This is a genomic window from Siphonobacter sp. SORGH_AS_0500, from assembly GCF_031453245.1.
Lineage (GTDB): Bacteria > Bacteroidota > Bacteroidia > Cytophagales > Spirosomataceae > Siphonobacter.
Map to the genome: position 1 here is coordinate 4,140,309 of NZ_JAVIYT010000001.1, position 24,010 is coordinate 4,164,318.

Sequence of the window (24,010 nt, forward strand, 5' to 3'; positions counted from 1 at the left end):
GGCGTTTTTAAGGGTTTATTTGTATTTTGCTTTATTTTGCTGAAGCAAAAAATTGCGAATAATTATATGTTTTTATTCGGAAAGAATAGAATCAATCTTAGCTATGTTATAGGGGTGTTGATGTTCATTCTAACGAATGCGTCCGCACAGAAAAAATCTTTGTCTTATCAGCAACAAATTCAGCTTTTACAGGCCGGTGCAGAAGATGCTTATCAGAAAGGATACAATGATAAAGCTGTAGCGTTATATAATCAGGCTATATCGTTAGCCGCTCAGGCAAAAGATATTTCTTCAGAAGCCAATTTATTAGTGGAGTCCAGTAATCTCAATTTTTCCAATGGTAACTCTTCCGAGGCTATTTATTATTGCTCGAAAGCCTTAAAAATCATTCCTAAATCTTCCTTAGATTCTACTCGATTCAAAGCTTTCTCAAACCTAAGCTACTTTTATTCAACACTTTACAAAAACGACTCTGCCCAATATTACTATTCACTAGCCGATCGGCTTCTGGAACAAAAGCCGGTTTTAGTTAATCAGACCCCCATGTACGTGGCTGCTTATTATAATCAGCACGGCATGGATTATAACAATATTGGTGACTTCAGTCAGGCTGAAATCAATTTTCAAAAAGCCCTTCATGTAGCCTATCAATACAAGCTTGAGGCATTATACACCTACCTTGAAAATAATTTGAGCGGACTTTATGTCAATCTGGGGAAGTATGATCAGGCTTTAGCCATTGCATTGCCCAGCCTCAAGAACAGTAAGGAAAAGGTCACAACTATTTCTTACCTAATCAATATTAGCCATATCTATTTTCTGTTAAACAAATTCCCCCAGGTAAAACTATATTTAACTAAGGCTCAGAACCTTATTAATTTATACAAGAAGGAAGACGTTAAAGAAGCATTTGACTCAGAACCTATGCTCTGGAGGAATTGGGGACAATATTATGCCGCAATTGACCAAAACTTGAAAGCTCTATCGGCTTATAATAGATCGCTTGAACTGGGCCTGAGAAGGTGGGGAAAACACCATACGTATCTATCCCTCATCTACAGAGATAAAGCTAAGCTTCTGCAAAAGCAAAATGATTTAACCGGAGCATTGAATAACTATCGTTATGCGATGAATGCCGTATATATAGGCTCGACACTCCAGTCGTTTCAGGATTTGCCCGACCTGAATAATGGCATAATTTCAGAGCCTGATTTGCTTGAATCGCTCATTGGCCAAGCTGCTGTTCTCAGGCAATTACCTAACCAGAATCTTTACTTAAAACCCAGCTTTCAATCCTACCAGTTAGCCTTAGAACTGGCCGAACGTATTCGTCTGAATTACGATGTAGCTGATACTAAACTTTTGTTCGGTCAACAGATAGCTGCCGTCAGTGAAGAAGCTCTGTCGGCAGCCTTTGATTTATATCAGAAAACAAAGCAGCCTTATTACTTAAAGCAGGCTTTTCATTTTACTGAAAGCACCAGAGGTTCAACGCTTTCAGACGCCAGAAGAGAACAGGCTTTGAAGAAAACGTTTGTTCCGGAACCGCTGCGGATCGAAGAAAGTCAGCTTAAATCTTCGATTTCGGCATTAAAGGTTCAATTAATGCAGCCCCTGTCGGAACAGGAAAAAAAACCGATTAAGTATAAAATGCTCGAAGAAGAGCTAAAGCTGGATAAGCTCCGACAAAAGCTTCGAAAATTCATTCCCTTGCAACAGCTTCGGGCTAGTCAACCCGTGCAGATTGCTACCCTTCAGAAAGACCTCCTCGATCCTACTACAGCCTTGCTTTCGTACGTTATGACGGCTCGTAGTTTGTACGCATTCGTTATTACTTCGCAACAGGTTAAATGGGTTGAAATTCCTTTCGGACCTAATGAAAGAAACGTCATTGCCCATCTTCAGCAATGTCTTTATGATAACCCCGGACTAGATCCTTATAAGGGCCACAAATGGGCCAATCTTGCCTATAATAGTCTTTTCCAACCCATTAAAGCATTCTTGTCCAAAATTGATCGTCTCATTATCATTCGGGATAAGGAGTTAAATTATCTGCCTTTTGAAGTGCTGGAGCAAAGTACCAGTGGTCGGGATTACCTGTTGAAAAATTACTCTATTCGTTATGCCTACGGAGCCTCTATGGCTCAGATCCAACAGATCAACGGATTGACCAGAGGGACTAAACAGGCTCTGGCGATGGCTCCTTTTTCGGATTCTTCCGTCCAGAAAAATCCCATGCGGGACAAATCCCTAAATCCATTACCTGCTTCGCTGGAAGAAATTCAGGCCGTTGGCGGAACGCAGTTTGTGAATAAAGGGGCTACTAAAGCTGAATTTTTAGACCATTATAAAGCAGCAGAAGTCATTCACCTCGCTACCCATGCCCGAACGGATGATAAAGAGGCAGAGCGTTCGTTTATTGCATTCTATCCTAACAATCACAACTATAAACTTTATACCGACGAGCTTTACAACCTTTCCTTCAGCCATACACAAATGGTAGTGCTGAGTGCCTGCGAAACAGGTCGTGGACGTTTGCATCGCGGAGAAGGACTGATGAGTTTGGCCCGGGGGTTTTTATACGGCGGCTGTCCCAGTGTAGTAACGACGCTCTGGAATGCCCACGATCAATCTTCGGCCTTTTTATCCGAACGACTTTATTTTCATCTGCACCAGGGGTTACCCATCGATCAGGCTCTACAAAAAGCTAAGCTGGATTTTTTTGCTTCCCCACTCGGAGCGTCCTACGATCATCCTTATTTCTGGGCCAATCTGGTGCTGATTGGCGACGCATCGGTCGTCTATCAATCGCACTGGACAAACATAGGCCGCATTGCTTTAGGCTTTACGTTGCTCGGCGGAATTTTCCTCCTTATTTTTCTGGCTCGCCATCGATTAACCTCTAAAAAATAGAAACCCTTCCCCGGGACGAAGGAAGGGTTTTGGGGTTGGATGTTGCTTGTACTCTTTAATTTTTTAACAGATGGTTATAGGTTGAACAGGAATCCTATCCTATTGTTTTTTCTTCACTTTTACCGAACCATTTAGCGATTCTGATCTGCCAGCTAATTTTTTGCCGGTCTAACCAGCTAATGTCATAGCTAAATTCGGGGTTGCTGATGATTTGCTGATACATGCTTTCTGCTTCTTCAGGCTGGTTATCCTGTAAATAGGCAACCGTCAGATACCATCTGGAAGCATCCTTGAAGTAAGGACGAACCTCACAATCAATCACTTGCTGAAGTCTTGGAATAGCATGAGTCGGTTGTTGAGTCATAACGAACGATCGACCGGCATAGAAATTCTCAAAGCAAATACGACTGGGTTGCTCCGAAATTCTGGCCTCGCCGCCCCGTAAAGCCTGATTCAGCGTATCACCTACACGAATTGGACTGAGGGTAATATACGTCGTGAAAGCTATCGTTACCGCAGCGGCTGTACCAGCGGACCATTTCCACCAAGGCACAGCGGCCCGATTGGGGGTATGTAAAGGAATAACAGGGGTTTCTTCTTCAGTCTCCTCAGTTTCTGTATTCCATTCTTCTACTTTTTCCGCATGAATTTCTGCGACCAGATCAGCCAGCAAAAAATCATCGATTACCGAATCGGCCTGTTGCATAAATTCAACTTCGCGGGCAAATTCAGCATTGGTATTCAACTCCTTTTCGAACTCTTCACGTTCGGAGGGAGAGAGAGCATTCTGGAGGTAGGATTCAATCCATTCCATTTGCTCCTGGCCTGATTTAGGTCTCATAGCGAAAGAGGGCTTTGAGTTTTTGTAAACACTTGTACTTTTCATTAATGGCAACGCGTTCGTTTTCGAACCCCATCTTCTGGGCAATTTCTTTCATAGAAAGCCCGTCTCGGCGATAGGCTGTCAGTATCGTCTGACACCTCTCCCCAAGGAGCTTAAATAACTGTATATAACGTTCCTGTTCTTCCCGTTCTTCCATGATCCGCTGGGCAGAAGCATCCCAGGAATCCTGTCCTTTACCTGTTGCTTCCATCTCCTGAACGTACTCACGCATCAACCCACGCTGTTTTAATGTATTCCGCCAACGGTTCTTGGCCAATACAAATAAAAACGCTTCAATCGTTGTTCCCTCTTGCAGTTCAAAGCTGCCTTTTCGAACAGCCTGTACGAAGTTGAGAACCGTAGTCTGTACTAAGTCGTCAGCATCGTGGGAATCCCCCCCATTTTGCATAACGAAGTATCGAACAGGGCTGATATGATGATTATATACATCCCGAATAGCCTCATTTAATTCGCGACGATCATTCGAACGGAGCCGAGCGACTAACTGTTCCTGGCTCTGAGTTCCTGTCAATACCTTGAAATTTTGCATATATCAATCGAGCGAGCAAAATGTAACCTTAACTTTCTAAAAAAAATTTAACTCTACTTACAAACATCTGATTTTCAGATACTTAATTTTTAATTAAAATAACAAACTTGAACTCCTCCGAGTTTCTGATTCCAGTCAATTCAAGCCATCTGTTTTTGCCGTTAGGCGTAAAAAAAGGCCATTCTTGGTAGAATGGCCTTCCTGTTATTTTAAGAAAATCTTATGAAATTCGCTGACGGATGGCTTCGTACAGAATAATTCCATTCGCTACGGATACGTTCAGCGAAGCCACTCGCCCCGCCATTGGAATACTTACCAATTCATCGGCGGTGCGTAGTAACTGATCTGAGATGCCATCTTCCTCCGACCCCAGGATAATGGCCGTGGGTACCGAAAAATCGGCTTCGTACAAAGTCTTGGAAACCTTCTCCGTACAGGCGACTACCTGAATACCCGAATTTTGCAGGAAACGAACCGTTTCCAGTAAATCGTTTTCCCGGCAGACGGGTAAGAAGTTCAGAGCTCCTGACGACGTTTTCATCGCATCAGAGTTAATTTGGGCTCCCCCTTTAGCGGGAATGACTAAAGCCTGAACTCCGGCACATTCAGCCGTACGGGCAATGGCTCCGAAATTTCGAACGTCCGTGACCCGATCCAGCACCAATAGTAAGGGCGTTTTACCCTGCTCAAAAATATCAGCAACGACATTTTCCAGTTTGGCGTAATGAATCGCTGAGATAAAGGCAATAACCCCCTGGTGGTTCTTACGGGTAATCTGATCCAGCTTTTGCTTGGGAACTTTCTGCGTAGGAATGTTTCTCAAACGAGCAAACTCCAGCACTTCTACGTTACCCAGCTCTCGCTGAACTAAAAGCTTATCAATTTCCTTTCCCGCCCGGATTGCCTCCAGTACGGGCTGAATACCAAATATAAACTCTGACTTTGCCTCGCCCTGTGGCCTTGGTCTGGGCCGGGCATAAAAAGGCTTTTTCTCGCGATGTTCGCCACCCTCTACCCTTGCTCTGGGCTCATCACCCTCTACTCGATTTCCCCGTTTCTCCATGCTTCGACGGCCGGATACCAGATCGGCTGGAATTCTACGAATCTTGAAAGTTCATAGTGGTCTTCCACAAACTGGTTGTTCCGTTTATTGAACGTAAAATTTATTTCTGAAAATTGTGAATTTCTTTTGGTGTACACCCATACTTCGCGGTCTTTACTGCGATTAACACGATTGGGTGTCCCCATGATAATATAGACCATTCCTCGGTCGGTTTTCCAACCTTCCTTGTAAGACGTAAACAGAGCATTGGCCCGTTCTACACGTCGGTAAAATGAGGCGATGGTCCGTTTAGCTGTTTGCTGATTTCCGTTGGAAACCGCCAGCCAATACCGATCCAGCGAACGTTTAGCCTCAGGTCCATTCCGTAAGTCATTGATTTCCTGATTGGTACTCATGTAAACCAACGGGCGGGCCAGTTGCTGCGGATAGGTATACCGAGGGTATCGATCGGCCACGCCAATAATACCAATTCCATAGGTATCCGTCGTGTCCCGAACGATGTAATGCAACCCTTCCTGATTGATGCGGAAGGTTTTATTCGTGGCAATCCGAGCGGAAGAATCTACAAAAAGTCGCTTAGGCTGAGGCCTCAGTGTAGCCATGGGCGGCAGGGCGACGTCAAAATCGAAGTTGTAATGAAAGATATAAAAACTTGTATCGATTTTATTCAAACTGGCGAGCTGAACCGTATCGCCCTGGCGAACGAAATTTTCCAGTAAGGGCGTTTTTCCTTGAGCGTCAAAAAGGGCATAATAATCGCCTACTTTTCCCGAACGGAACCGAACGAAGGTATCGTGCGTGGACATGCCTCCCTTGGCATCGGTAATTTCCGTCATTACAACGCCCGTATAAACCTGCCCTTCCGGCTTGGGAACATCAAACCAGACGGTGAAGTAAGATCCTTCAGCATTTTTCTTTCGGGTGAAGTTCTGACCTTCGGCTAAGGTAAGTTGCTTGTTGGACTGTAATTCCTGACGACTGTTATAATCGGGTAATACTTTAAAACGAACCCGAAATTCCTGAGCGAATTCAGCCGCTGATAACTCGCGATCCGGCTGAATGTGAATGTACGTACGAATCTGAGAACCATTATCCAGGAAACGGCTTCGTACTGAAAACAAAAATGCATCAGACGAACGGTTTACGGAGCTTCCCCCGGGCACTGCCGTACGCGATTGGGTCTTGACGGACGACGACTTGCAGCCAGCCAATACGATCAAGATGGAGCTTAGGTAAATCAGGTGTTTCATGAATTCATGGACGAATGGTACAAAGATGCGTTATTTTCTTAAGATCACCCCGAAAATGAGGGGCTTGTCTGAAAGCTATAACGAAAAAATGGCTACTTCTCACTTTCAATCGCTCAGAAATTTTCCGGTTTTGACGGGAAGGTGGTATTTTTGAATCCTGAATCACGAAATTTTAAGCGGAATTCGTTTCTATCCAGATACGTTACTCGTCCGTTTTACTGATACCATGTACAAAACCACTGAGATTGCGTCTTCTGAAATTGCCTCAGATAACCCCATTCACCAACGTTTGTTATTCCCCTACATTGAAGCCGCCGGGCTGGTGAGTGGAAATCTTTTGGAAATCGGTTGCGGTACGGGCCGCGGCGTGGCAGTACTGGCTCCTTCGGTTCAGCATTACACGGGCGTGGATAAAAACGAGCCTTTGATGAACAAGTTAAGTCAGCAATATCCGGCTTTTCAGTTCATTGATATGTTTCTGCCACCACTGAAGAATCTTCCCGATAATCATTTCGATTACATCGTTACTTTTCAGGTAATCGAACACATCGAAGATGACGACTTTTTTATCCGTGAAGCCTATCGGGTTCTGAAGCCCGGAGGAAAACTGATTCTGACCACGGTTAACCGGAAATATTCCCTGTCAGTGAACCCCTGGCACGTTCGTGAATACTCGGCTACGGAGTTAAAAAATCTAATCCTGAAGTACTTCCCCACCATTGATACCAAGGGTATTCATGGCAATGAAAAAGTCTGGAGTTACTACGAGCAGAATAAAAAGTCCGTTCAGAAGATTACGCGTTTCGATATTTTCGATCTTCAGCATCGCCTGCCCCGTCGCTGGTTACAGGTTCCTTACGACATTGCCAATCGACTAAGCCGAAATCTCATTCAGAAGTCTGATAATACCCTCGTTTCTGACATTACCTACAAAGATTACTTCCTAAACAACGACGCCGAGAATTGTTTCGACTTTTTTTACGTTGCAACCAAGTAGTTTTCAGTTGTCGGTTTTCTGTTTTCAATTAATGATCTGACCATTTTTAGCTTGGCATTAACTGAGAGAGCATAACACTCTTTTACTAAAACTGAAAACCGACAACTGAAAATTGTAAACTGAATGCATTTATACCTCCACATTCCCTTTTGCCGGCAGGCTTGTTATTATTGTGACTTTCATTTCAGTACGTCTCTGAACGGACGAACTGACATGGTGGAAGCCATTAGCCGGGAAATTGTTTTGCGGAGGAATTACCTACCCAGCCCTCAACTCGACACCATTTACTTTGGCGGCGGTACTCCCTCACTTCTGGAAGAAGCTGATTTTCAGCAAATCTTTCGCACCATCCACGAGCAGTTTTCGGTTAACCCAGCCGCTGAAATTACCTTGGAAGCCAATCCTGATGATCTTTCACTGGAAAAGCTAAGGATATTCAAACGGGTGGGGATTAATCGATTAAGCATTGGCATTCAGTCTTTTCACGAACCCCATTTGAAGCATCTGCATCGCATTCATTCGGCAGAAGAGGCTCAGCACTGCGTGCGTATGGCCCAGGACGTGGGGTTTGAAAACATTACTATCGACTTAATTTACGCCATTCCATCCAGCGAAGCCGATCCGCACGCCATCTGGCGAAGTGATCTGGCTAAGGCTATGGACTTAAACGTGCCCCATATTTCGGCGTATTGCTTGACCATCGAACCGCAAACCGTTTTTGGTAAATGGCTAAAAAGCAAACGTATTGCCCCCATTGACGATTCGTTCGCGGCGGAGCAGTTTCAAATTTTACTGGAAACCTTACGCAAACACGGCTATGAGCAATACGAAATTTCCAACTTTGCCCGTCCTGGTCGTCATAGCCAGCATAATAGCAGTTACTGGCTTCAGCACCCTTACTTAGGCGTTGGGCCGTCGGCTCATAGTTACGATGGACAGCAGAGCCGACAGCACAATCTTTCGCACAACACGCAGTACGTCTCTGCTATTCAACGGGAACAGATTCCCGCTGAGATCGAAGAGCTTAGTGAACAGGATTTGATTAACGAATACGTGTTAACCAGCCTCCGTACCCACTGGGGAACGAGTCTGAAACGGATGCGTGAACTTTCTTCAGCAGGTTTTAGCTTCATGGAAACCGTATTACCTGAGTTAAAAGCCAAAGGCTGGATTCGGGAAGAAGAATCCATGATTTACTTAACCGAAGCGGGCAAATTATTTGCCGATCGCGTAGCCGAGGAGTTATTCTGGGTTTAGGGTTTTTTAGGGGTACGTTCGTCAAAATTGCCGCCAGCGTGTATTTTTGCTGTACTCTCGTCCCGGCTGACTGCCGAAGAAACCCTATTCAGACGCAGAGCTGACCACTACTCAACGTTCTCTATGCCCGCTCCCAAACCAACGAATACCTACCGTTCCTGGCCTCAGCAGGTTCTTCGTTTTTTTGGCAAAATCCTTTTCTATTTTCTGCTGATTTCCATCGGCGGGACACTGATTTTCCGGTTTGTACCCATCCCCTTTACCTGGACGATGCTTGATCGGAAAATCAGTAATGGCGGCACCATCCATTACGACTGGACTTCCTACGATGAGATTTCGCCCGAAATGGCCCTGGCCGTCATTGCCTCAGAAGACCAGCGTTTTCCCCAGCATTTTGGCTTTGATTTTGAAATGATGGGGAATGCCTTCAAGGGTAATTTGAAAGGCCGACGCATCAAAGGAGCCAGTACCATCAGCCAGCAGGTAGCTAAAAACGTGTTTCTCTGGCAGGGCCGCAGTTACTTCCGAAAAATCATGGAAGCCTGGTTTACTTTGTTAATCGAAGTCATCTGGGGAAAACAGCGAATTCTGGAAGTCTACCTCAACGTAGCCGAAACGGGTCCCATGACTTTTGGCGTAGAAGCTGCTGCCCAGCGGTTTTATGGAAAAACGGCCGCTCAGCTCAGCCGCAGTGAAGCCGCCCGCATTGCCGCCGTATTACCCAGCCCCAACCGCTTTTCAGTTACCAACCCTTCCGGTTATGTAATCCGCCGCACCAATGCTATTACCCGCCAGATGCGAGCGTTGGGCGGCAAAACTTACCTGGTTTTTTAACGTCTGATCTTAGCACTAAGGGCTTCATAAACCCGGTGGATGGGTAAGCCCATCACGGTAAAATAAGATCCCTCCAGACGATCAATACCGACCATTCCGATAAAATCCTGCACGCCATAGGCTCCGGCTTTATCGAAAGGGCGGCAGGCTTCGAGGTAATAATCAATCTCCCAATCCGTTAATTCCCGAAAATGGACGCGGGCTGTGTCGGCAAAGCTTAAGGTCTGTTCCGCACTCATCAGGCATACACCCGTAGTTACTTCGTGAGTATGACCCGAAAGCAGCTTTAACATTCGCCGGGCATCGGCTGGATCAGTAGGTTTATTTAATATTTTTTCGTTGATTCGAACAACTGTATCTGCTGTTAACACCAGGTTATTTTCTAACACAGGCCGAAATGCTTCTGCTTTTTTTCGGGCTAAAAACACAGGCACTTCCTGACTAGGCATATCTTCGGGGAAATCTTCTTCCGTAGGTAATACCTGTACCTGAAAAGAAAAACCTGCATCCCGCAGAATTTGCTGCCGACGCGGAGAGTTAGAACCCAGAATTAAGGGTTGATTGAGCAAAAGCATAGTTTAGAATTTCATTGACCGGGGTTGTTGGATCAGCTATACCCAAAGGTTTTCACTGAATTTAAAACAACCCCCTGATCAGATCGGTTGATACGATCTAACTTTTTTTGATATGAGCGACACCGCAAAAGTACCGGTTCAGGTTCGTCCGGGCACCAAAGAAGATGCAAAGATTATCGCAAAACTTGCCACGGAAACCTTGAGAGAAGCTTTCGCCGAGCACGAAAATTCAGCCGATACGGAAGCATATATCACCCAATATTTTCATAAATTAAGCGTACAATCGGAGTTGGCAGATCCTAAAAACCATCCCTTCTGGATTGCTCTGGACGGGGAAGAGGCCGTAGGGTATGCCAAGCTGAATCGTAAAACCGAAAAGCCCCGTAACCTCAAAGGATTCAGGGCCGTTGAGCTTCAGCGACTCTACGTCTACGAAAAAAACAAAGGGGCCGATCTTGAAAAACAGTTACTGGAACTGGCTTTACAGCAAGCTCGAGAGGATAAATTTCAGGCGGTTTTTGTAAGCGTTTGGGAGAAAAACGAACAGGCCTTGAATTTTTACGAAGAAATGGGCTTTGAACGTTTTGGCTGGCACTATTTTCTCTTTGGATTTGGTCGCCAACGTGACTTTTGGATGGTTAAATATTTGTGACAGTTGATCGCTTCGGGACGCATCTTTTCTTTCTTTCTATTCCTGATCGGATGTATGGCATTGCCATATACTTGTCTGGCTCAGGAACCTAAGAAAACCGTTGCAGATTCCATCAAAATACTAACCCCAGCCGAACGAGACAGTATTCGTTACACCAACCTTCGCCATTCCATGCGAAAACGGAAGTGGACCAGCGGAATTTATGATTTACTGTTTCGATACCCTTACAATACAAATGCCCAGAGCCAGAGTGTATCTAAAATTGAAGACAATCCCTTTAAGGTTCACGATGGTAAACACATCCGTAATATCTCTATCAAACGGCTGGAAGTGTTTGGCCCTACCGTTTACGATACAACTCGTGTTGCTCAGGGCTGGATAGAAAAACTAGGCAACCGACTTCACCACGATACTCGCGAAAGCACCATTGCCAAATCGCTGCTCTTTTTTAAATCGGGCGACGAAGTGAACCCCGATGTACTAAAGGATAACGAACGGATCATGCGGCAAACGCCGATCTTTCACGATGCTCGTATTTTCCTGATTCCGGTACCGGGTAGTCGCGACCTGGTGGATGTGCTGGTAATTACACAAGATGTCTGGTCGCTGATTCCTGATGGCAGTGCGGGTGGCTTTAATAACTTTAGTTTTGCCGTCGAACAAAAAAACGTGCAAGGCATGGCTCACGCCTGGAAAACGGGCATTAGCTATAATGCCACTGCTCCTTACCAACCCTTTGAATTTTTCTCCCGTTATACCCTGCCCTACATTGGTCGCTCGCTGACGACAACACAGTTTTATGCCGAAGATTTTCGGGATCGTAAACGGTTTGGCGGACGTATTGAGAAGGACTTCATTCGTCCCGAAATTCAGTACGCCGGAGCCTTTGAAGCCACCTATCTGGTAGAAAATAAATTTGTTTTCATTGACCCGAATTCTGATACTACGGTTCGTTCTACTCTGCGTTACTGGTATCAGGATGCCTGGCTGGGGCGAGCATTCCGGCTGGGGTTCCGGGATCGTAAACTGGATCGTCGTTCACGTTTAATTGTGGCTCTTCGCACCAGCGGTTATAGTTACATCAATCGGGATAACCTTCCCGAAGAGGCGGCTCCTCTCTTTCCAACGTCCCGACAATACCTGGGCAGTGTAGGTTACTCTAACCGAAATTACCAAAGGGACGTATTGATCTACGGTTTCGGTCGCACCGAAGACGTTCCCATCGGATTCCTGGCTTCCTGGACCTGGGGTAAGGAGAAGTCAGACCTTGGGCTGCGAACGTACTCGGCCCTACGACTGGCTCATGGCACCTATATCAACGACAAAAAGGGTGGCTACGTGTATGGGTTAGGGTCTATCGGTGGTTACATGGAAGATGGAGAACCTCAGCAGGGCACTTTTCACATTGAAGGCAATTACTTTAGTCCGCTTATGGCGGTCAAGCGGTCGCATTTTAGACATTTCATCACCGTTAAATACACCGGTGGTGTTAACCGCTTTGCCTATGAATACCTGACGCTCAATAACGAAGAGGGCTTACGAGGCATTCGTAGTAACTTCTTACGGGGCAATAAACGACTGGTGATTAACCTCCAGAGTGTGTTTTTCTCTCCCTTACAGATTATGGGCTTCCGAACCGCAATCTACACGTACGCCGATCTGGGTTTTCTTTCTTTTTCGAACAAAAACCTGTTTCAGCACATGTATCAGGGGTATGGGGTGGGCATTCGTTTCAGAAACGAAAACCTGAACTTCAATACCTTTCAGATTCGACTGGGTTATTATCCCAATATTCCCGGGAATACCATGCCTTTCCGTACGCAGGGCAGCGGAGAAGCCACCCTACAAATGCCCGATTTTAGAGTTGAAGCCCCCGACCGAACCGATTACTTCCGAACCGCCAGGTAGATTGAACAACATTAGTCTATAGTTTGAAGGGTTTGATTCGGTTTGAAGTTTGATCAATAAAAAACTTCCCGAAAACTTAAAAAGCTGTCTAACATTTAGAATCGAAGGCCTGAATGCGTTCCTTCGCTTTCCTAGAACTAACAGGCTTGGGATAACAGCAGGTGGAACCTGCCTTTTCATCTCGTCTGGTTACGCGGCAGTTATCGTTGCTGATTGGGATTACAAATTCCTTACAGAAGGCTTTCGGATTGCAAATCCGAAAGAGCGGTGCCGTGGTTAGTGTCTCACCAACCACGGTGGGGCTCTTTTCATTTCCCGGCCAGACGCGATGAAGTCGCGTCTCTACAATTCAAAATCAAAATTTCGGGTTAAATTACGTTCACTACATCATAGGTTCCCTAGCAGCCGCTTGGCTCTGGCTCAGGTTAGCAAGCTTGTTTTGGGTCGGTAAACGTGTTTTGCAACTTGATACGGGCTTGAATCATACCAGCAGAGGCCTAGAGCCAGGTAGTTACTCGGCCAGAGCCGAGCGACTGCGGGAGATTAACTTGCAGCCAGAAAGTGTTACTCAATCCTAAGTAAGGTCCTTCGCTTCGCTCTGGATGACAGGAGGAGAGGCAACCCCCAAATACTTCAGCTCAACCGATACCAGCTTTTTCGCTGGCATCATTCGTCTAACGCTTCATATCCACCTCCGCAGTCACTCAGCTCTAGCCGAGCGACTGCGGGAGAACCATCAAACCTCTTCCAACGTAATCAAACGCTAGTCAAACTATTTCACCGCTTTGACCTTATACCCTTGCTTTTTCAGCAAAGCAATTACTCCTTTGTCGCCCCCCAAATGCCCTGCTCCGACGGCGAAAAAGCTGGGCTTTTCCTGAATAGCTTTAGTAATGATGGGAACCCAGTTGGCATTCCGGTTCCAGAGCAAATCTTCCATCTGATCTTTAAATTGCTCGTCTTTTTGAGTCGCCAGGTATAGTGCCTCAACATCCTGACTTCTATACAAAGCCAGTAATTCATTAAATTCTTTCTTTGACTTCTGGAAATCTTTCACGAATTCAACCAGTTGCTCAGCGGCTTTCTTATCACCGGGCTTGGTAAGAATCGAAAACTGGTAGTCAGCCGTTTCTAGTCCTAAAACGGGCTTTTTTGCAGTTGTAGCCTGTTGAACAAACAATAGCTCTGGCGAACCGGGTGTACAGCCCAGCATTTTGGGATACATCATCGACATAATGACAAAAGGCTTCATTTTCTGCATCGATTCCAGATTCATTTTCAGCGAATCTTTAAAGAAGCCATTCAGATATTCATAGTCCGAAGTAGAAACCAGATCCTTCAGTCCCTGATCTTTCATGTACATTTTGTTCATCATAGACATCATTTCCTTCGGATCGTCCATATCCAGTTCCAGATAAACCTGATCGCTATTTTTTACTTTTTCCAGCGTAACAGGACTCAATTTCAAATCCTGCTGACACAGTAAATGAAAAGTACCGTAGATGTATGAAGGATGCGTTAGCCCTTTGCCGGAAATTTCGTACAACAAGGACTTTTCACCAGATTGACCAAAACTCTGAAAAGAACAAATCAGGCAGATAAGGAGGAAGAAGTTTCGCATAATGGGTTGGGGGTTTAGAGTTTGGTATTTAGGGTTAAAATTATCTGATAATTTGTATGCTCAAAAGCAAGATGTGTAATTAGATAACTCAAAAACCCTAAACACCAAACTCTAAACAAATTAGTTACAAGCCAATTCGGTTTATGATGAATGCGTATTGGAAGGCTACTTCTTTTAAGTAATCAAAGCGGCCCGTTGCCCCGCCGTGACCTGAGCCCATGTTGGTTTTTAGTAAGGTAATATTATCGTCCGTTTTCAGGGTCCGTAGTTTGGCTACAAATTTGGCGGGTTCGTGGAAACCTACCTGAGAGTCGTTCAGACCACCCGTCGCCAGAATATTGGGATACTTTTGAGCCTTTAGATTATCATAAGGCGAATACTGACGGATGTAGTCATAATCAGCCTTTACTGTAGGATTGCCCCACTGCTCGTATTCCTGCGTGGTTAAAGGCAAGCTTGTGTCCAGCATTGTATTAATCACATCTACAAAAGGTACTTCGGCAATGACGACCTTAAACAACTCAGGTCGCATATTGACAACCGCTCCCATTAACAAACCACCGGCACTCCCCCCCTGAATGGCGAAGCGATCCGCAGCAGTATATTTCTCCTGAATCAGGTATTCAGCACAGGCGATGAAGTCAGTGAAGGAATTCATCTTCTTCTGTAACTTTCCATCTTCGTACCACTGCTCCCCTAAATCACTACCGCCCCGAATCTGGGCAATGACGTAGACAAAACCCCGATCAACCAGACTAAATACATCACTATCGAAATACGCATCGGAAGACATGCCATACGAACCATAACCCGTCATCAGAGCCGGATTTTTACCGTCCAATTCGAGGCCTTTCTTATAGACTACTGCCATTGGAATTTTCACCCCATCTTTTGCTTTCGCCCAAAGACGCTTTACTTCGTAGGCATCGGGGTTAAAGCCGCCAGGAACTTCTTTTTCCTTGAGCTTAGTGCTTTTTCCGCTTTCCATGTCATATTCAAAAATACTCATGGGCCGATTCAGCGAAGTATATCCATATCGGAATTTCGTTGATTTGAAATCGGGTAAGCCAGAGGCATACGCTGAATACACCGGTTCAGGAAAGTTAATAGCCTTGGTTGCTCCTGAGGCCAGGTCACGCACCCGCATTTCCAGCAAGCCGTTATTACGCACCTCAATGACCAGGTATTTCTCGTAAACGTCAGTATCCTCAATCTTTACTTTCGGATCATGGGGCACAATTTCCTTCCAGCTTTTCCGATCCTGATAACCCGTTCGGGGCAGCTCATAGATTTTCTGGTTCAGGTTCTGCTTGTCCTTATAGGTCAGGTAAAAATGCTGCGGGTGAACGTCCACTCCATACATCACATCCTGCTGACGAGGCAGAAACACCTCAAACGTCCCGTTCGGATCTGAGGTAGGTAATAGCTGAACCTCCGAAGTCGTGAAGCTGCCGGAATAGAGGATAATAAACTCTTTAGATTTCGACCGACTGATACTCAGCGTGAATAAAGGGTTTTTCTCTTCGTATACTAAAACATCTTTCGTTTTCGAACCCAGCGTATGGCGATACAATCGATACGGACGCAGAGCCTCGTCATAAGTAATGTAATAAAGCGTCTGGTTATCCGTTCCCCAGACAAATCCACTGATGTCTTCAATTTCGTCGGGTAATACCTGGCCCGTCTGTAAGTCCTTTACTTTCAACGTAAATTCAGCGTAAGAACCCGTAGTATTACTTTGATAAGCCAGTAAGTTCTGATTTTCGCTCACCTGCATACCAGACAGGATAAAAGCTTCGTGACCTTCGGCAAGCTGGTTACCATCCAGAATCACTTCTTCTGGATTCGATAAGCTTTCTTTTTTACGGCACTGAATACCGTATTGCTTCCCCGTTTCGGTACGGGAATAGTAATAATATCCATTCGAAAACACGGGAACCGACTGATCGTCTTCTTTAATACGGCTCCGCATTTCTTTGTAGAGCTCTTCCTGAAGAGGCTTCGTAGCCGCCATTACCGCATCAGCATACGCATTTTCAGCTTTCAGATACTGAAGAACTTCTGGATTTTTCTTGTCTTTCAGCCAAAAGAAATCATCTACCCGGGTATATCCGTGTTCGGTAAAGGTTTCAGGCTTTTTAAGGGCTATGGGCGGTTTAGGAAAGTCGTTTTGAGTAGGCACGTTACTTAATTCTTTGGTTGACTGAGAGGTGCAGGAATATAGACCTGCCATGGCTACTAAATACGTAAGTGAATAGAAAAGTTTCATACATTTTTGTAGAAAGGTCTCACAAAGGGGCTCAACAGTAGCCGTTTAAATATACATAGTTTACTGAAAAAGGATTTTTTGCTACCCCGATTTCTTCTTAACAGGTAGCTTAAATTAAAATCCATTTATTTTCTCCCTAATCTCGAACAAAAATCTACCTGATCGAGTACTTACCTCAAATCAACACCCCATGAAAACTACCCAATTGCCTTTCATCCAGAAATTAGCCTTCGTGCTGGTAGTACTCATCAGCTTAGGATACCTGGCTATTCTGGGGCATTCGCTGCTGGCACCTCTGCTCTTTTCATTTTTAATGGCCCTGGTGCTCTTGCCAGCTGCCAATTTTCTCGAACATCGACTGAGGTTGAAACGCAGCATGAGTACCATTATCTGCGTGGTGCTCATGATTATCGTAGTATCGGGAATTATGTATTTCATTGGTAATCAACTCAGTGCTTTGTGGGCGGACTGGCCCTTGCTGGAAAAGCAGGTAGCCCTTTCCATTCATAACTTACAGGACTGGATTACCACCACGTTTAATGTTGACTCTAAGAAACAATTAACGTACTTAAATGAAAGTGCAGAAAAGGCTTTATCTACCAGTGCGGTAGTCGTCGCTACAACGTTGGCTACGCTTTCTTCTACTTTACTTTTTCTGGGTTTTACGCTGCTTTTCACTTTCTTTTTACTCAATTACCGTCGCATCCTGTTCACGTTCTTAACCTCAGTTTTTGACGAAAAACACGAAGCGAAAGTCATTGATATTTCTTCTCAGGTTCAGTCGATTATCAAAAAATACATCTCTGGGCTTTTCATTCAAATGGTGATTGTCACGGCCCTTTTCATTACTGTCTTATCGCTTCTCGGCGTTAAATATGCGGTACTACTGGGCGTGATTACGGGCGTCTTCAATGTGGTTCCTTACCTGGGTATTTTCACCGCTTTGTTATTAAGTACGCTCATTACCTTCGCCACTGCTGGTTTGGGGAAAGTAGTGCTGGTACTGATTGTTTACATCGCCGTGCATGCCGTGGATGGAAATATCATTATGCCGCTGGTGGTAGGTTCCAAAGTAAAAATCAATCCGCTCATTGCCTTTTTAGGCATCATCATCGGCGAAATGCTTTGGGGGATTTCCGGTATGTTCCTCTGCATTCCGTATCTGGCGATTATGAAAATCATCTTCGACCGGGTGGAAGAGCTTAAACCCTGGGGCCGGCTGATGGGTGAAGAAGAAACCCCTTACCGAAAAAGACGAGTCTATAAAATCACCAAAAATATTACCCTGGAAGAACAGGAATGAAAAAGAGGAAGCGAACGATTTCGCTTCCTCTTTTTCGTTAATGACCTTCGTATGAACAAGCCTTTACTTAACTACTTTCAGTTTACCCTGCATAACCGTGTGATGACCGGGATAGGTACACACGAAGGTATAATCGCCGGGCTGTGACGGGGCCGTAAAGTAAATCGTTTCCGTGGATTCGGGTTGTAGCAAGTTTGTGTGAAACAACACTTTGGGTGAAGCGGGCACATACTGTAAATCAGGCCCTTTCAAGCCCAGGTTGATAGCCTTCATTCCTACTTCATCTACCGCTCCGGGAGCTACGATTACGCAGTTATGCGTCATGTCATCGTTATTATTGAAGATAAACTTGATCTTCGCTCCGGCCTGTACCTGTACTTCAGAAACATCAAATTTCAGTCCGGGTTTGGTTCCCACCGTAATGACCTGATCGGGAGCGGACCAACTGGCAGGCATTTCTGTTACCCGCTTGGCTGAACTGGCTTTCGTTGCCGTTTTTCCAGGTTTCGTAGTTTCAGCTTTTGCTTCAGCCATTTCGTGATGATGCACCGCAGCCGTAGCCTTGAAAGGCGTAAATTGAGAAGCCGTTACCAAATCCCCCTTAGCTACTGCATTCAGCGTATAATAGCCTACCGGATGCAGAACCGACTCCTGATCGGCTGACTTGACGCCTTCGGGTTTGATCTCGTAGATGTAATGTTTACGGAAAGCTCCTTCCAGCACCACTCGGGCCGAAAGCCCATCGGCTGCTACCTTGATGCCTTTGATTTTGCTTTCTTCCGCATTGATAATGGGGCTTCCGTAGAGGTGATGGTACTTGTACGTAAAGCTCGAAATTTTGTAGTTCGCCGGATTAGCCGCCGTTTCAGGATCAACGGGTTTGGTAAACACAATCTCAAAACCATCGGGTTTGGAATGGATCTCCTGCATTTCAAAAGGCGTTTTTCCCGACCAGATTAACCGCTGGATTGCGTACGGAGCTTTACCCGTTGAAGACCAGCCGCGACTGGTCATGCCGCCAATTAACGAACCATCTAATCCCCATTGCAAACGCAGTAACCCTGAGGCCCAGCCTTCACGGAAAGGGAAACAGGCTCCCTGATACTCCCCATCCACTTTTTCCAGGTACATCCGCATCACTTTGGAGTGTCCCTGATCGCCGACGAAGTATTGGCCTTTGAAATGAGGGCCGAGGTTACCCTTTGTGTCTTCAATAATATCGGAAGTGGAAATGCCCATCAACACGTGCGGAAACCAGCAGGCCGGATACTGGTAATGCGGAATCTTCTCCCCCGCCGTCGCCACGGGTTCGCCCGTATCAGGTAACTGCTCCTTGGTTAGTTTCAGTGGTGAAGCCGGGTCACTCGTCCATTTCAGACTTTCGCCGTGACCGTTAAAACTTCCTTTTTTCAGTTGGGAAACTTTGCCTGAAGCGACCCAGTCACCCTGGTTTTCGGAATAAAACAGATCTCCTGACGAATTATACATGTAACTCGACGGGGAGCGTAATCCGGCTGAAATGGGTTCAATTTTTCCATCAGGAGACACTTTCACCAACCAGCCCCGCCATTTGGTAAGGCTGGCTCCGTAACCCACCCAACCCACGTTCAGCGTCACGAGCATGTCGCCGTTAGGATCGAACAGCGGGCCATAACTGTATTCGTGGTAATTACCGACGATGGGTAACTGCGTCACGGCTTCGTAATGATCCGCCCGACCGTCGCCGTCTTCGTCCGTAATCTTGGTTAACTCCCCCCGGTTGGAGGTATAAAACGAACCATTGCGGAAGGTTAGTCCCAGAGGTTCGTGCAAACCCTGAGCGAAACGTTTGAAGTACGGAGCAGTTCCCTTCTGCTGATACGGGTTCTCAATCAACCAGATTTCACCCCGACGCGTACAAACCGCCAGACGTCCATCGGGTAATACGGTCATTCCCCCTACTTCCAGAATGGCATCCTGCGGAATGGGTAGCGTTCGTAACTGGTAATAATCATTTTCGGTCGCTGGCGTTTGAGCCCATAGGCCCGTTGTCGCCAGCGAAAAAGCTATCGTTAAGGATCGAAAAATTTTCTTCATCGTATTGTTTGATAGAGGTAAACCTGCGGGATCTTTTGCTCTGACCTGGAAGCATTTACCAAATGACATCGTAGCTAACTGAAGGGCTGTTCGATACTCGCAGTTCTTGCCCGCCATTATTAGTTACTACCTGAGCTTTAGCCGGAGTTTGCACATAGTACTGTCCGTCCACGAGGTATAAACCTTTTTGTAACAAGGTAATAGACTTACCCTTAGCCAATCGGTATTCGAGGTTGTTTCCATTTTTCAGCGAAACTGTCCGGCTTAAGCCGCGACCATTTTCATAGGGGAGAATGGAATCCATAAACTCACTACCTGATAGTTGATACTGGAAGGTAGGATGTCCCAAATTGTCCAGCAAGTAACCTTTATAGGTCAATCCAGCGGTAGAATCAGGTGTGGTTGAGCCGGTGGTACCCACAGGAGCTGTCCCCCAGAGGGATAATAGGGCGGCTCCTAAAGCTTCGCTCGTTTGGGCTTCGCCGCGTTCGTGCCAGGCGTCGCTCATGTTTATGAAATCACCCCGCCAGCTTGTTAATACCGTAGCCTGATCCAAATCATAGCTGTAATGAATGCCCTGTGGATCACCGATGTGTAATACCCGTAGTTTTTTATGACCATCGCCTTCGTTATAACCCGGCTCATAGACAAAGGAGCGAATCTGCTCCACCTGATCTTTGGGTGTAACGGCGATAACCGGTACCGGATCAGTATCGGGCACGGAGCCAAAGCCATGTAACTCCTGACGATGAGCCCCTTTGCGTTGTACGTAGATACCAATTACCTTGGGTAACCAGGACATCGTTTTAGAATGCAGCAGTGTAAATTTATGTTCGCCAGCGGTTAAGGGGACAGAAATTGTACGGGGCTTATCAAAGGAAAGCATTCCATCGAAAATCGTTTTTCCGTCAATCATCAACTGACCCATTTCCATCCATTGTAGGATGAATTCGTACTGATCGGTTTCGGGAACTTGTAACGTCCCATTGAAGACGATTAGAAAATCTGACCTCCCATCGGCCAGCGTACTGCTGAGTTTCTCGACCGTTCCCGTCCGAACAGGCTTTGCTTTTAGGGTATCCAGTTTAGGAATGGTATTAAACCTGCCCGTATAAAAAGCATACTGCACGGGTCCCAGTTTCACCGGAGCTTTATCAAGTGTTTCAATGGAAATATTACGAAAAGCTACTGCTCCATGATCGCCCTGAAAAACCAACGGACCTCGGGCTTTTTCTTCAGCCAAAAGAGGACCACGCGTAGGGCCCGATAACTGAATATTTTCGTGAATAGTAGTTCCGTTCAGTACTACTTTCACAAAACGGGCATTGGCCGTTTTCTTACCCGAAGCATCAAATTTCGGAGCTTCAAATTCAATGTCCAGATGTTGCCAGAGGCCGGGGGCTTTCGCTGCATTCTGTCGGGGAGCATGGCCTTCGTATCCTTGTGGCTTGCGATTTTCATCCCAACGTTCGTAGATACCTCCACAGTCGGAAGGCTTGGGTCTTTGCACGCCCCAGCTATCGAATAACTGGATTTCATAACGTCCCATCAGGTAAATACCCGAATTAGAACCTTGAGGAAGCATAAAATCGAGCGATACTTTTACATCGCCGTGTTCCAGTTGAGTAACCAGTTGATCGGCGGCTCCGGCCTGTTTTCCGGGTATGGCCACCAATACTCCCGTGCCTTTTTGGGTTTTCAGAGAAGTCTCTTTGGGGGAACCACTTACATTCCCAACGATAGCCCAGGTTTTGGAAGGATTTTTAAAAGCCGACACGTCGGTTAAGGGCAAAGTCGTTTGTGCGGATAAACTCGTCCAGCCCAAACTTAACCCCAACAACCATTGCAGTGTCGTCTTGGGTTTTATTAGAGGTGTCATTGTACTTTGGTTTGTCTATTTTTATAACAAGATGCTAAAATAATCCTCACATACTCATCCAACCCACAAATTAATTGTCAATTAAACACAAAACACCCCAGCCCTTACAGACCGGGGTGTTTTTGAATTCATGAAAGAGCATTATTAATGTTTTATCAAAAGGAATACGCTTTCGTTTTCTACCAGAAAATAGTGTAAAGAATCACTACTAAAACCAGGATAGCACCGGCTCCAACCGCGAAAGTTGGATTTACCTTAAACATGGCCGCGTCTACTTCCAGACCTTTATTACTTGGTTTTTGTAAGCCTAGTACAATCATGACCGCCACGCAAATCAGGAAGACGAAGCCCATGGTATCGAGGAACGGAATCACATAGAGGCCTTCTGCGTTTTGTACCGCAAATCCCGTCGGAGCCAGGAATTCGAGATTCACCAACTCAGGTAACTGATACTTGAAGAACAGAGACAGCAGGAAGCCCCCTACGATGGCAAATAAGGCTCCGGCTGAGTTTGTTTTTTTCCAGAAGAAACCTAGGATAAAGGCGGCAAACACCCCCGGAGATACCAGACCCGTCATTTCCTGAATAAACTGGAATCCCCCTTTTTTATCGATCCCCATATAAGGAGAAATGAAGATGGCCATAATCATCGCCACCACGATGGTGATCCGACCAATGTTTACCAATTTTTGCTCGGAAGCTTCGGGAGCGATGTATTTACGATAAATATCAAGGGTAAAAATCGTTGAAATGGAGTTGGCTTTACCCGCCAGCGAGGCTACTACCGCCGCCGTTAACGCAGCAAAAGATAAGCCTTTCAGACCCGTCGGTAATAGGTTCAATAACACCGGATACGCATGGTCTTTATTCACCTCGCCCGTTGCGTCGAGCATTTCCTGCTGGAATAAACCCTGCTGATACAGCGTGTACGCCGCAATACCGGGTAATACCACGATCAAAGGCATGAGGAGTTTCAGAAACGCCGCGAAAAGAATTCCTTCACGAGCGGTTTTTAAATCAGCCCCTAACGCTCGTTGCGTAATGTATTGGTTACAACCCCAGTAGTTCAGGTTTACAATCCACATGCCTCCGAATAATACGGTCAGGCCGGGTAAGGAAGCATAATGCGGGTGATTTTTCGGGAAAATCATGTGGAAGTGATCCGCCGATTTGGTTAACATCAAATCGAAGCCTTCCACTAACCCCTGCGTTCCATTTTCAGTAGATACCAGATTAATTGCCAGATACGTCGTTGCTAAACCACCCATGATCAGGAAGAAAACCTGAATTACGTCGGTAAAACCAATAACCTTCATTCCACCGATGGTAATGATAATGGCGAAAATGGCCAGCCCAAACATACAGGCCGTGAAGTTCAGCCCCGAGATGGTAGAAACCGCTAATGCACCCAAAAAGAGAATAGAAGTCAGGTTAACCAACACGTAGAGAAACAGCCAGAAAATGGCCATAATCATGGAAACGGTGTTGTTATACCGCTGTGTCAAAAACTGGGGCATCGTGAAGATGCGGTTTTTTAGGTAAATCGGCATAAAAAAGACCGCTACGACAATCAGCGTAGCCGCAGCCATCCATTCGTACGTCGCAATGGCAAGCCCCATGGCAAAACCATCACCGGAAGCTCCAATGAACTGCTCGGCAGAGATGTTGGAGGCAATTAAAGAAGACCCGATGGCCCACCAGGTTAATGAACCTTCCGCTAAAAAGAAGTCGGTTGTCGACATGGTAGCCGACTGTTTCTTTTTGTAGATGTAATACCCATAACCGGCAACAATGAGAAAATAGACCAGGAAGACTATGTAATCAAGCGTATCTAGCTGTTTAGCTGGCATTAGTTGTAAGTTTATATGAATTCCTAACACAAAAATTCTTCGAAAAATAAGGGTTTTCCGCTTATATCCGATAATAGTAATATAGTTTTCGCGGAATAATCAAATTAATAGGTAGGATTAGCGGTATTTA

General features: G+C 45.6%; 18 protein-coding genes. 8 read left to right on the plus strand and 10 right to left on the minus strand.

Annotated elements, in window-relative coordinates:
- Window positions 1–120: 120 nt before the first annotated feature.
- Window positions 121–2,913, plus strand: a complete 2,793-nt coding sequence (locus QE357_RS17555) for a CHAT domain-containing tetratricopeptide repeat protein (protein WP_309710202.1) — start codon at window positions 121–123, stop codon at window positions 2,911–2,913.
- Window positions 2,914–3,007: 94 nt separating this feature from the next.
- Here the strand turns inward: QE357_RS17555 and QE357_RS17560 are convergent, their stop codons facing one another.
- From QE357_RS17560 to QE357_RS17575, 4 genes are all read right to left on the minus strand, one after another.
- Entirely contained in the window at window positions 3,008–3,754 is a 747-nt protein-coding gene (locus QE357_RS17560; protein ID WP_106637367.1) for a hypothetical protein, read from the minus strand.
- Window positions 3,744–4,346, minus strand: a complete 603-nt coding sequence (locus QE357_RS17565; RefSeq protein WP_106637366.1) for an RNA polymerase sigma factor — start codon at window positions 4,344–4,346, stop codon at window positions 3,744–3,746. Before QE357_RS17565 ends, QE357_RS17560 begins: the two co-directional genes overlap by 11 nt.
- A 220-nt stretch (window positions 4,347–4,566) precedes the next feature.
- The gene (rlmB, locus tag QE357_RS17570) at window positions 4,567–5,409 is read right to left on the minus strand and encodes a 23S rRNA (guanosine(2251)-2'-O)-methyltransferase RlmB (RefSeq protein WP_106637365.1); all 843 of its coding nucleotides are present in this window, start codon (window positions 5,407–5,409) and stop codon (window positions 4,567–4,569) included.
- Complete coding sequence (locus QE357_RS17575) at window positions 5,385–6,659, minus strand: GWxTD domain-containing protein (RefSeq protein WP_309710207.1); 1,275 nt, start codon at window positions 6,657–6,659, stop codon at window positions 5,385–5,387. The genes rlmB and QE357_RS17575 overlap by 25 nt, the downstream gene beginning before the upstream one ends.
- 226 nt (window positions 6,660–6,885) lie before the next feature.
- Here QE357_RS17575 and QE357_RS17580 point away from each other — a divergent pair, with 226 nt between their 5' ends.
- The 3 genes from QE357_RS17580 to mtgA all read left to right on the plus strand — a co-directional run bounded on the left by QE357_RS17580 (window position 6,886) and on the right by mtgA (window position 9,747).
- Window positions 6,886–7,656, plus strand: coding sequence for a class I SAM-dependent methyltransferase (locus tag QE357_RS17580; protein WP_106637363.1), 771 nt, complete (start codon window positions 6,886–6,888; stop codon window positions 7,654–7,656).
- A gap of 123 nt (window positions 7,657–7,779) precedes the next feature.
- A complete protein-coding gene (hemW, locus tag QE357_RS17585; RefSeq protein ID WP_309710215.1) occupies window positions 7,780–8,913 on the plus strand; it encodes a radical SAM family heme chaperone HemW in 1,134 nt (377 codons plus the stop codon).
- Between the two features lie 123 nt (window positions 8,914–9,036).
- On the plus strand, window positions 9,037–9,747 hold the full coding sequence (mtgA, locus tag QE357_RS17590; RefSeq protein WP_307141185.1) for a monofunctional biosynthetic peptidoglycan transglycosylase: 711 nt from the start codon (window positions 9,037–9,039) through the stop codon (window positions 9,745–9,747).
- Here the strand turns inward: mtgA and QE357_RS17595 are convergent.
- Window positions 9,744–10,322, minus strand: coding sequence for a Maf family nucleotide pyrophosphatase (locus tag QE357_RS17595; RefSeq protein ID WP_309710220.1), 579 nt, complete (start codon window positions 10,320–10,322; stop codon window positions 9,744–9,746). The two genes, mtgA and QE357_RS17595, sit on opposite strands and share 4 nt — an antisense overlap.
- Before the next feature lie 112 nt (window positions 10,323–10,434).
- Between QE357_RS17595 and QE357_RS17600 the strand changes: the two genes are divergently transcribed.
- From QE357_RS17600 to QE357_RS17610, 3 genes are all read left to right on the plus strand, one after another.
- Window positions 10,435–10,974, plus strand: coding sequence for a GNAT family N-acetyltransferase (locus tag QE357_RS17600; protein ID WP_309710223.1), 540 nt, complete (start codon window positions 10,435–10,437; stop codon window positions 10,972–10,974).
- Window positions 10,975–11,028: 54 nt separating this feature from the next.
- The gene (locus QE357_RS17605; RefSeq protein ID WP_309710226.1) at window positions 11,029–12,882 is read left to right on the plus strand and encodes a hypothetical protein; all 1,854 of its coding nucleotides are present in this window, start codon (window positions 11,029–11,031) and stop codon (window positions 12,880–12,882) included.
- 602 nt (window positions 12,883–13,484) lie between these two features.
- Complete coding sequence (locus tag QE357_RS17610) at window positions 13,485–13,649, plus strand: hypothetical protein (RefSeq protein ID WP_309710229.1); 165 nt, start codon at window positions 13,485–13,487, stop codon at window positions 13,647–13,649.
- Between the two features lie 5 nt (window positions 13,650–13,654).
- Here QE357_RS17610 and QE357_RS17615 read toward each other — a convergent pair whose 3' ends face one another.
- Both QE357_RS17615 and QE357_RS17620 read right to left on the minus strand, forming a co-directional pair.
- Window positions 13,655–14,503, minus strand: coding sequence for a TraB/GumN family protein (locus QE357_RS17615; protein WP_309710231.1), 849 nt, complete (start codon window positions 14,501–14,503; stop codon window positions 13,655–13,657).
- Window positions 14,504–14,627: 124 nt separating this feature from the next.
- On the minus strand, window positions 14,628–16,772 hold the full coding sequence (locus QE357_RS17620) for a S9 family peptidase (RefSeq protein ID WP_309710233.1): 2,145 nt from the start codon (window positions 16,770–16,772) through the stop codon (window positions 14,628–14,630).
- Window positions 16,773–16,962: 190 nt separating this feature from the next.
- Here QE357_RS17620 and QE357_RS17625 point away from each other — a divergent pair, with 190 nt between their 5' ends.
- Complete coding sequence (locus QE357_RS17625; RefSeq protein WP_106637356.1) at window positions 16,963–18,075, plus strand: AI-2E family transporter; 1,113 nt, start codon at window positions 16,963–16,965, stop codon at window positions 18,073–18,075.
- A gap of 63 nt (window positions 18,076–18,138) precedes the next feature.
- Here QE357_RS17625 and QE357_RS17630 read toward each other — a convergent pair whose 3' ends face one another.
- The 3 genes from QE357_RS17630 to QE357_RS17640 all read right to left on the minus strand — a co-directional run bounded on the left by QE357_RS17630 (window position 18,139) and on the right by QE357_RS17640 (window position 23,880).
- Window positions 18,139–20,151, minus strand: coding sequence for a plastocyanin/azurin family copper-binding protein (locus tag QE357_RS17630; protein ID WP_309710237.1), 2,013 nt, complete (start codon window positions 20,149–20,151; stop codon window positions 18,139–18,141).
- A gap of 55 nt (window positions 20,152–20,206) precedes the next feature.
- Window positions 20,207–22,030: a family 16 glycoside hydrolase gene (locus QE357_RS17635; protein ID WP_309710240.1), complete on the minus strand. Its 1,824-nt coding sequence runs from the start codon at window positions 22,028–22,030 to the stop codon at window positions 20,207–20,209.
- A 179-nt stretch (window positions 22,031–22,209) separates the two neighbouring features.
- Entirely contained in the window at window positions 22,210–23,880 is a 1,671-nt protein-coding gene (locus QE357_RS17640) for a sodium:solute symporter family transporter (RefSeq protein ID WP_106637353.1), read from the minus strand.
- Window positions 23,881–24,010 lie beyond the last annotated feature (130 nt).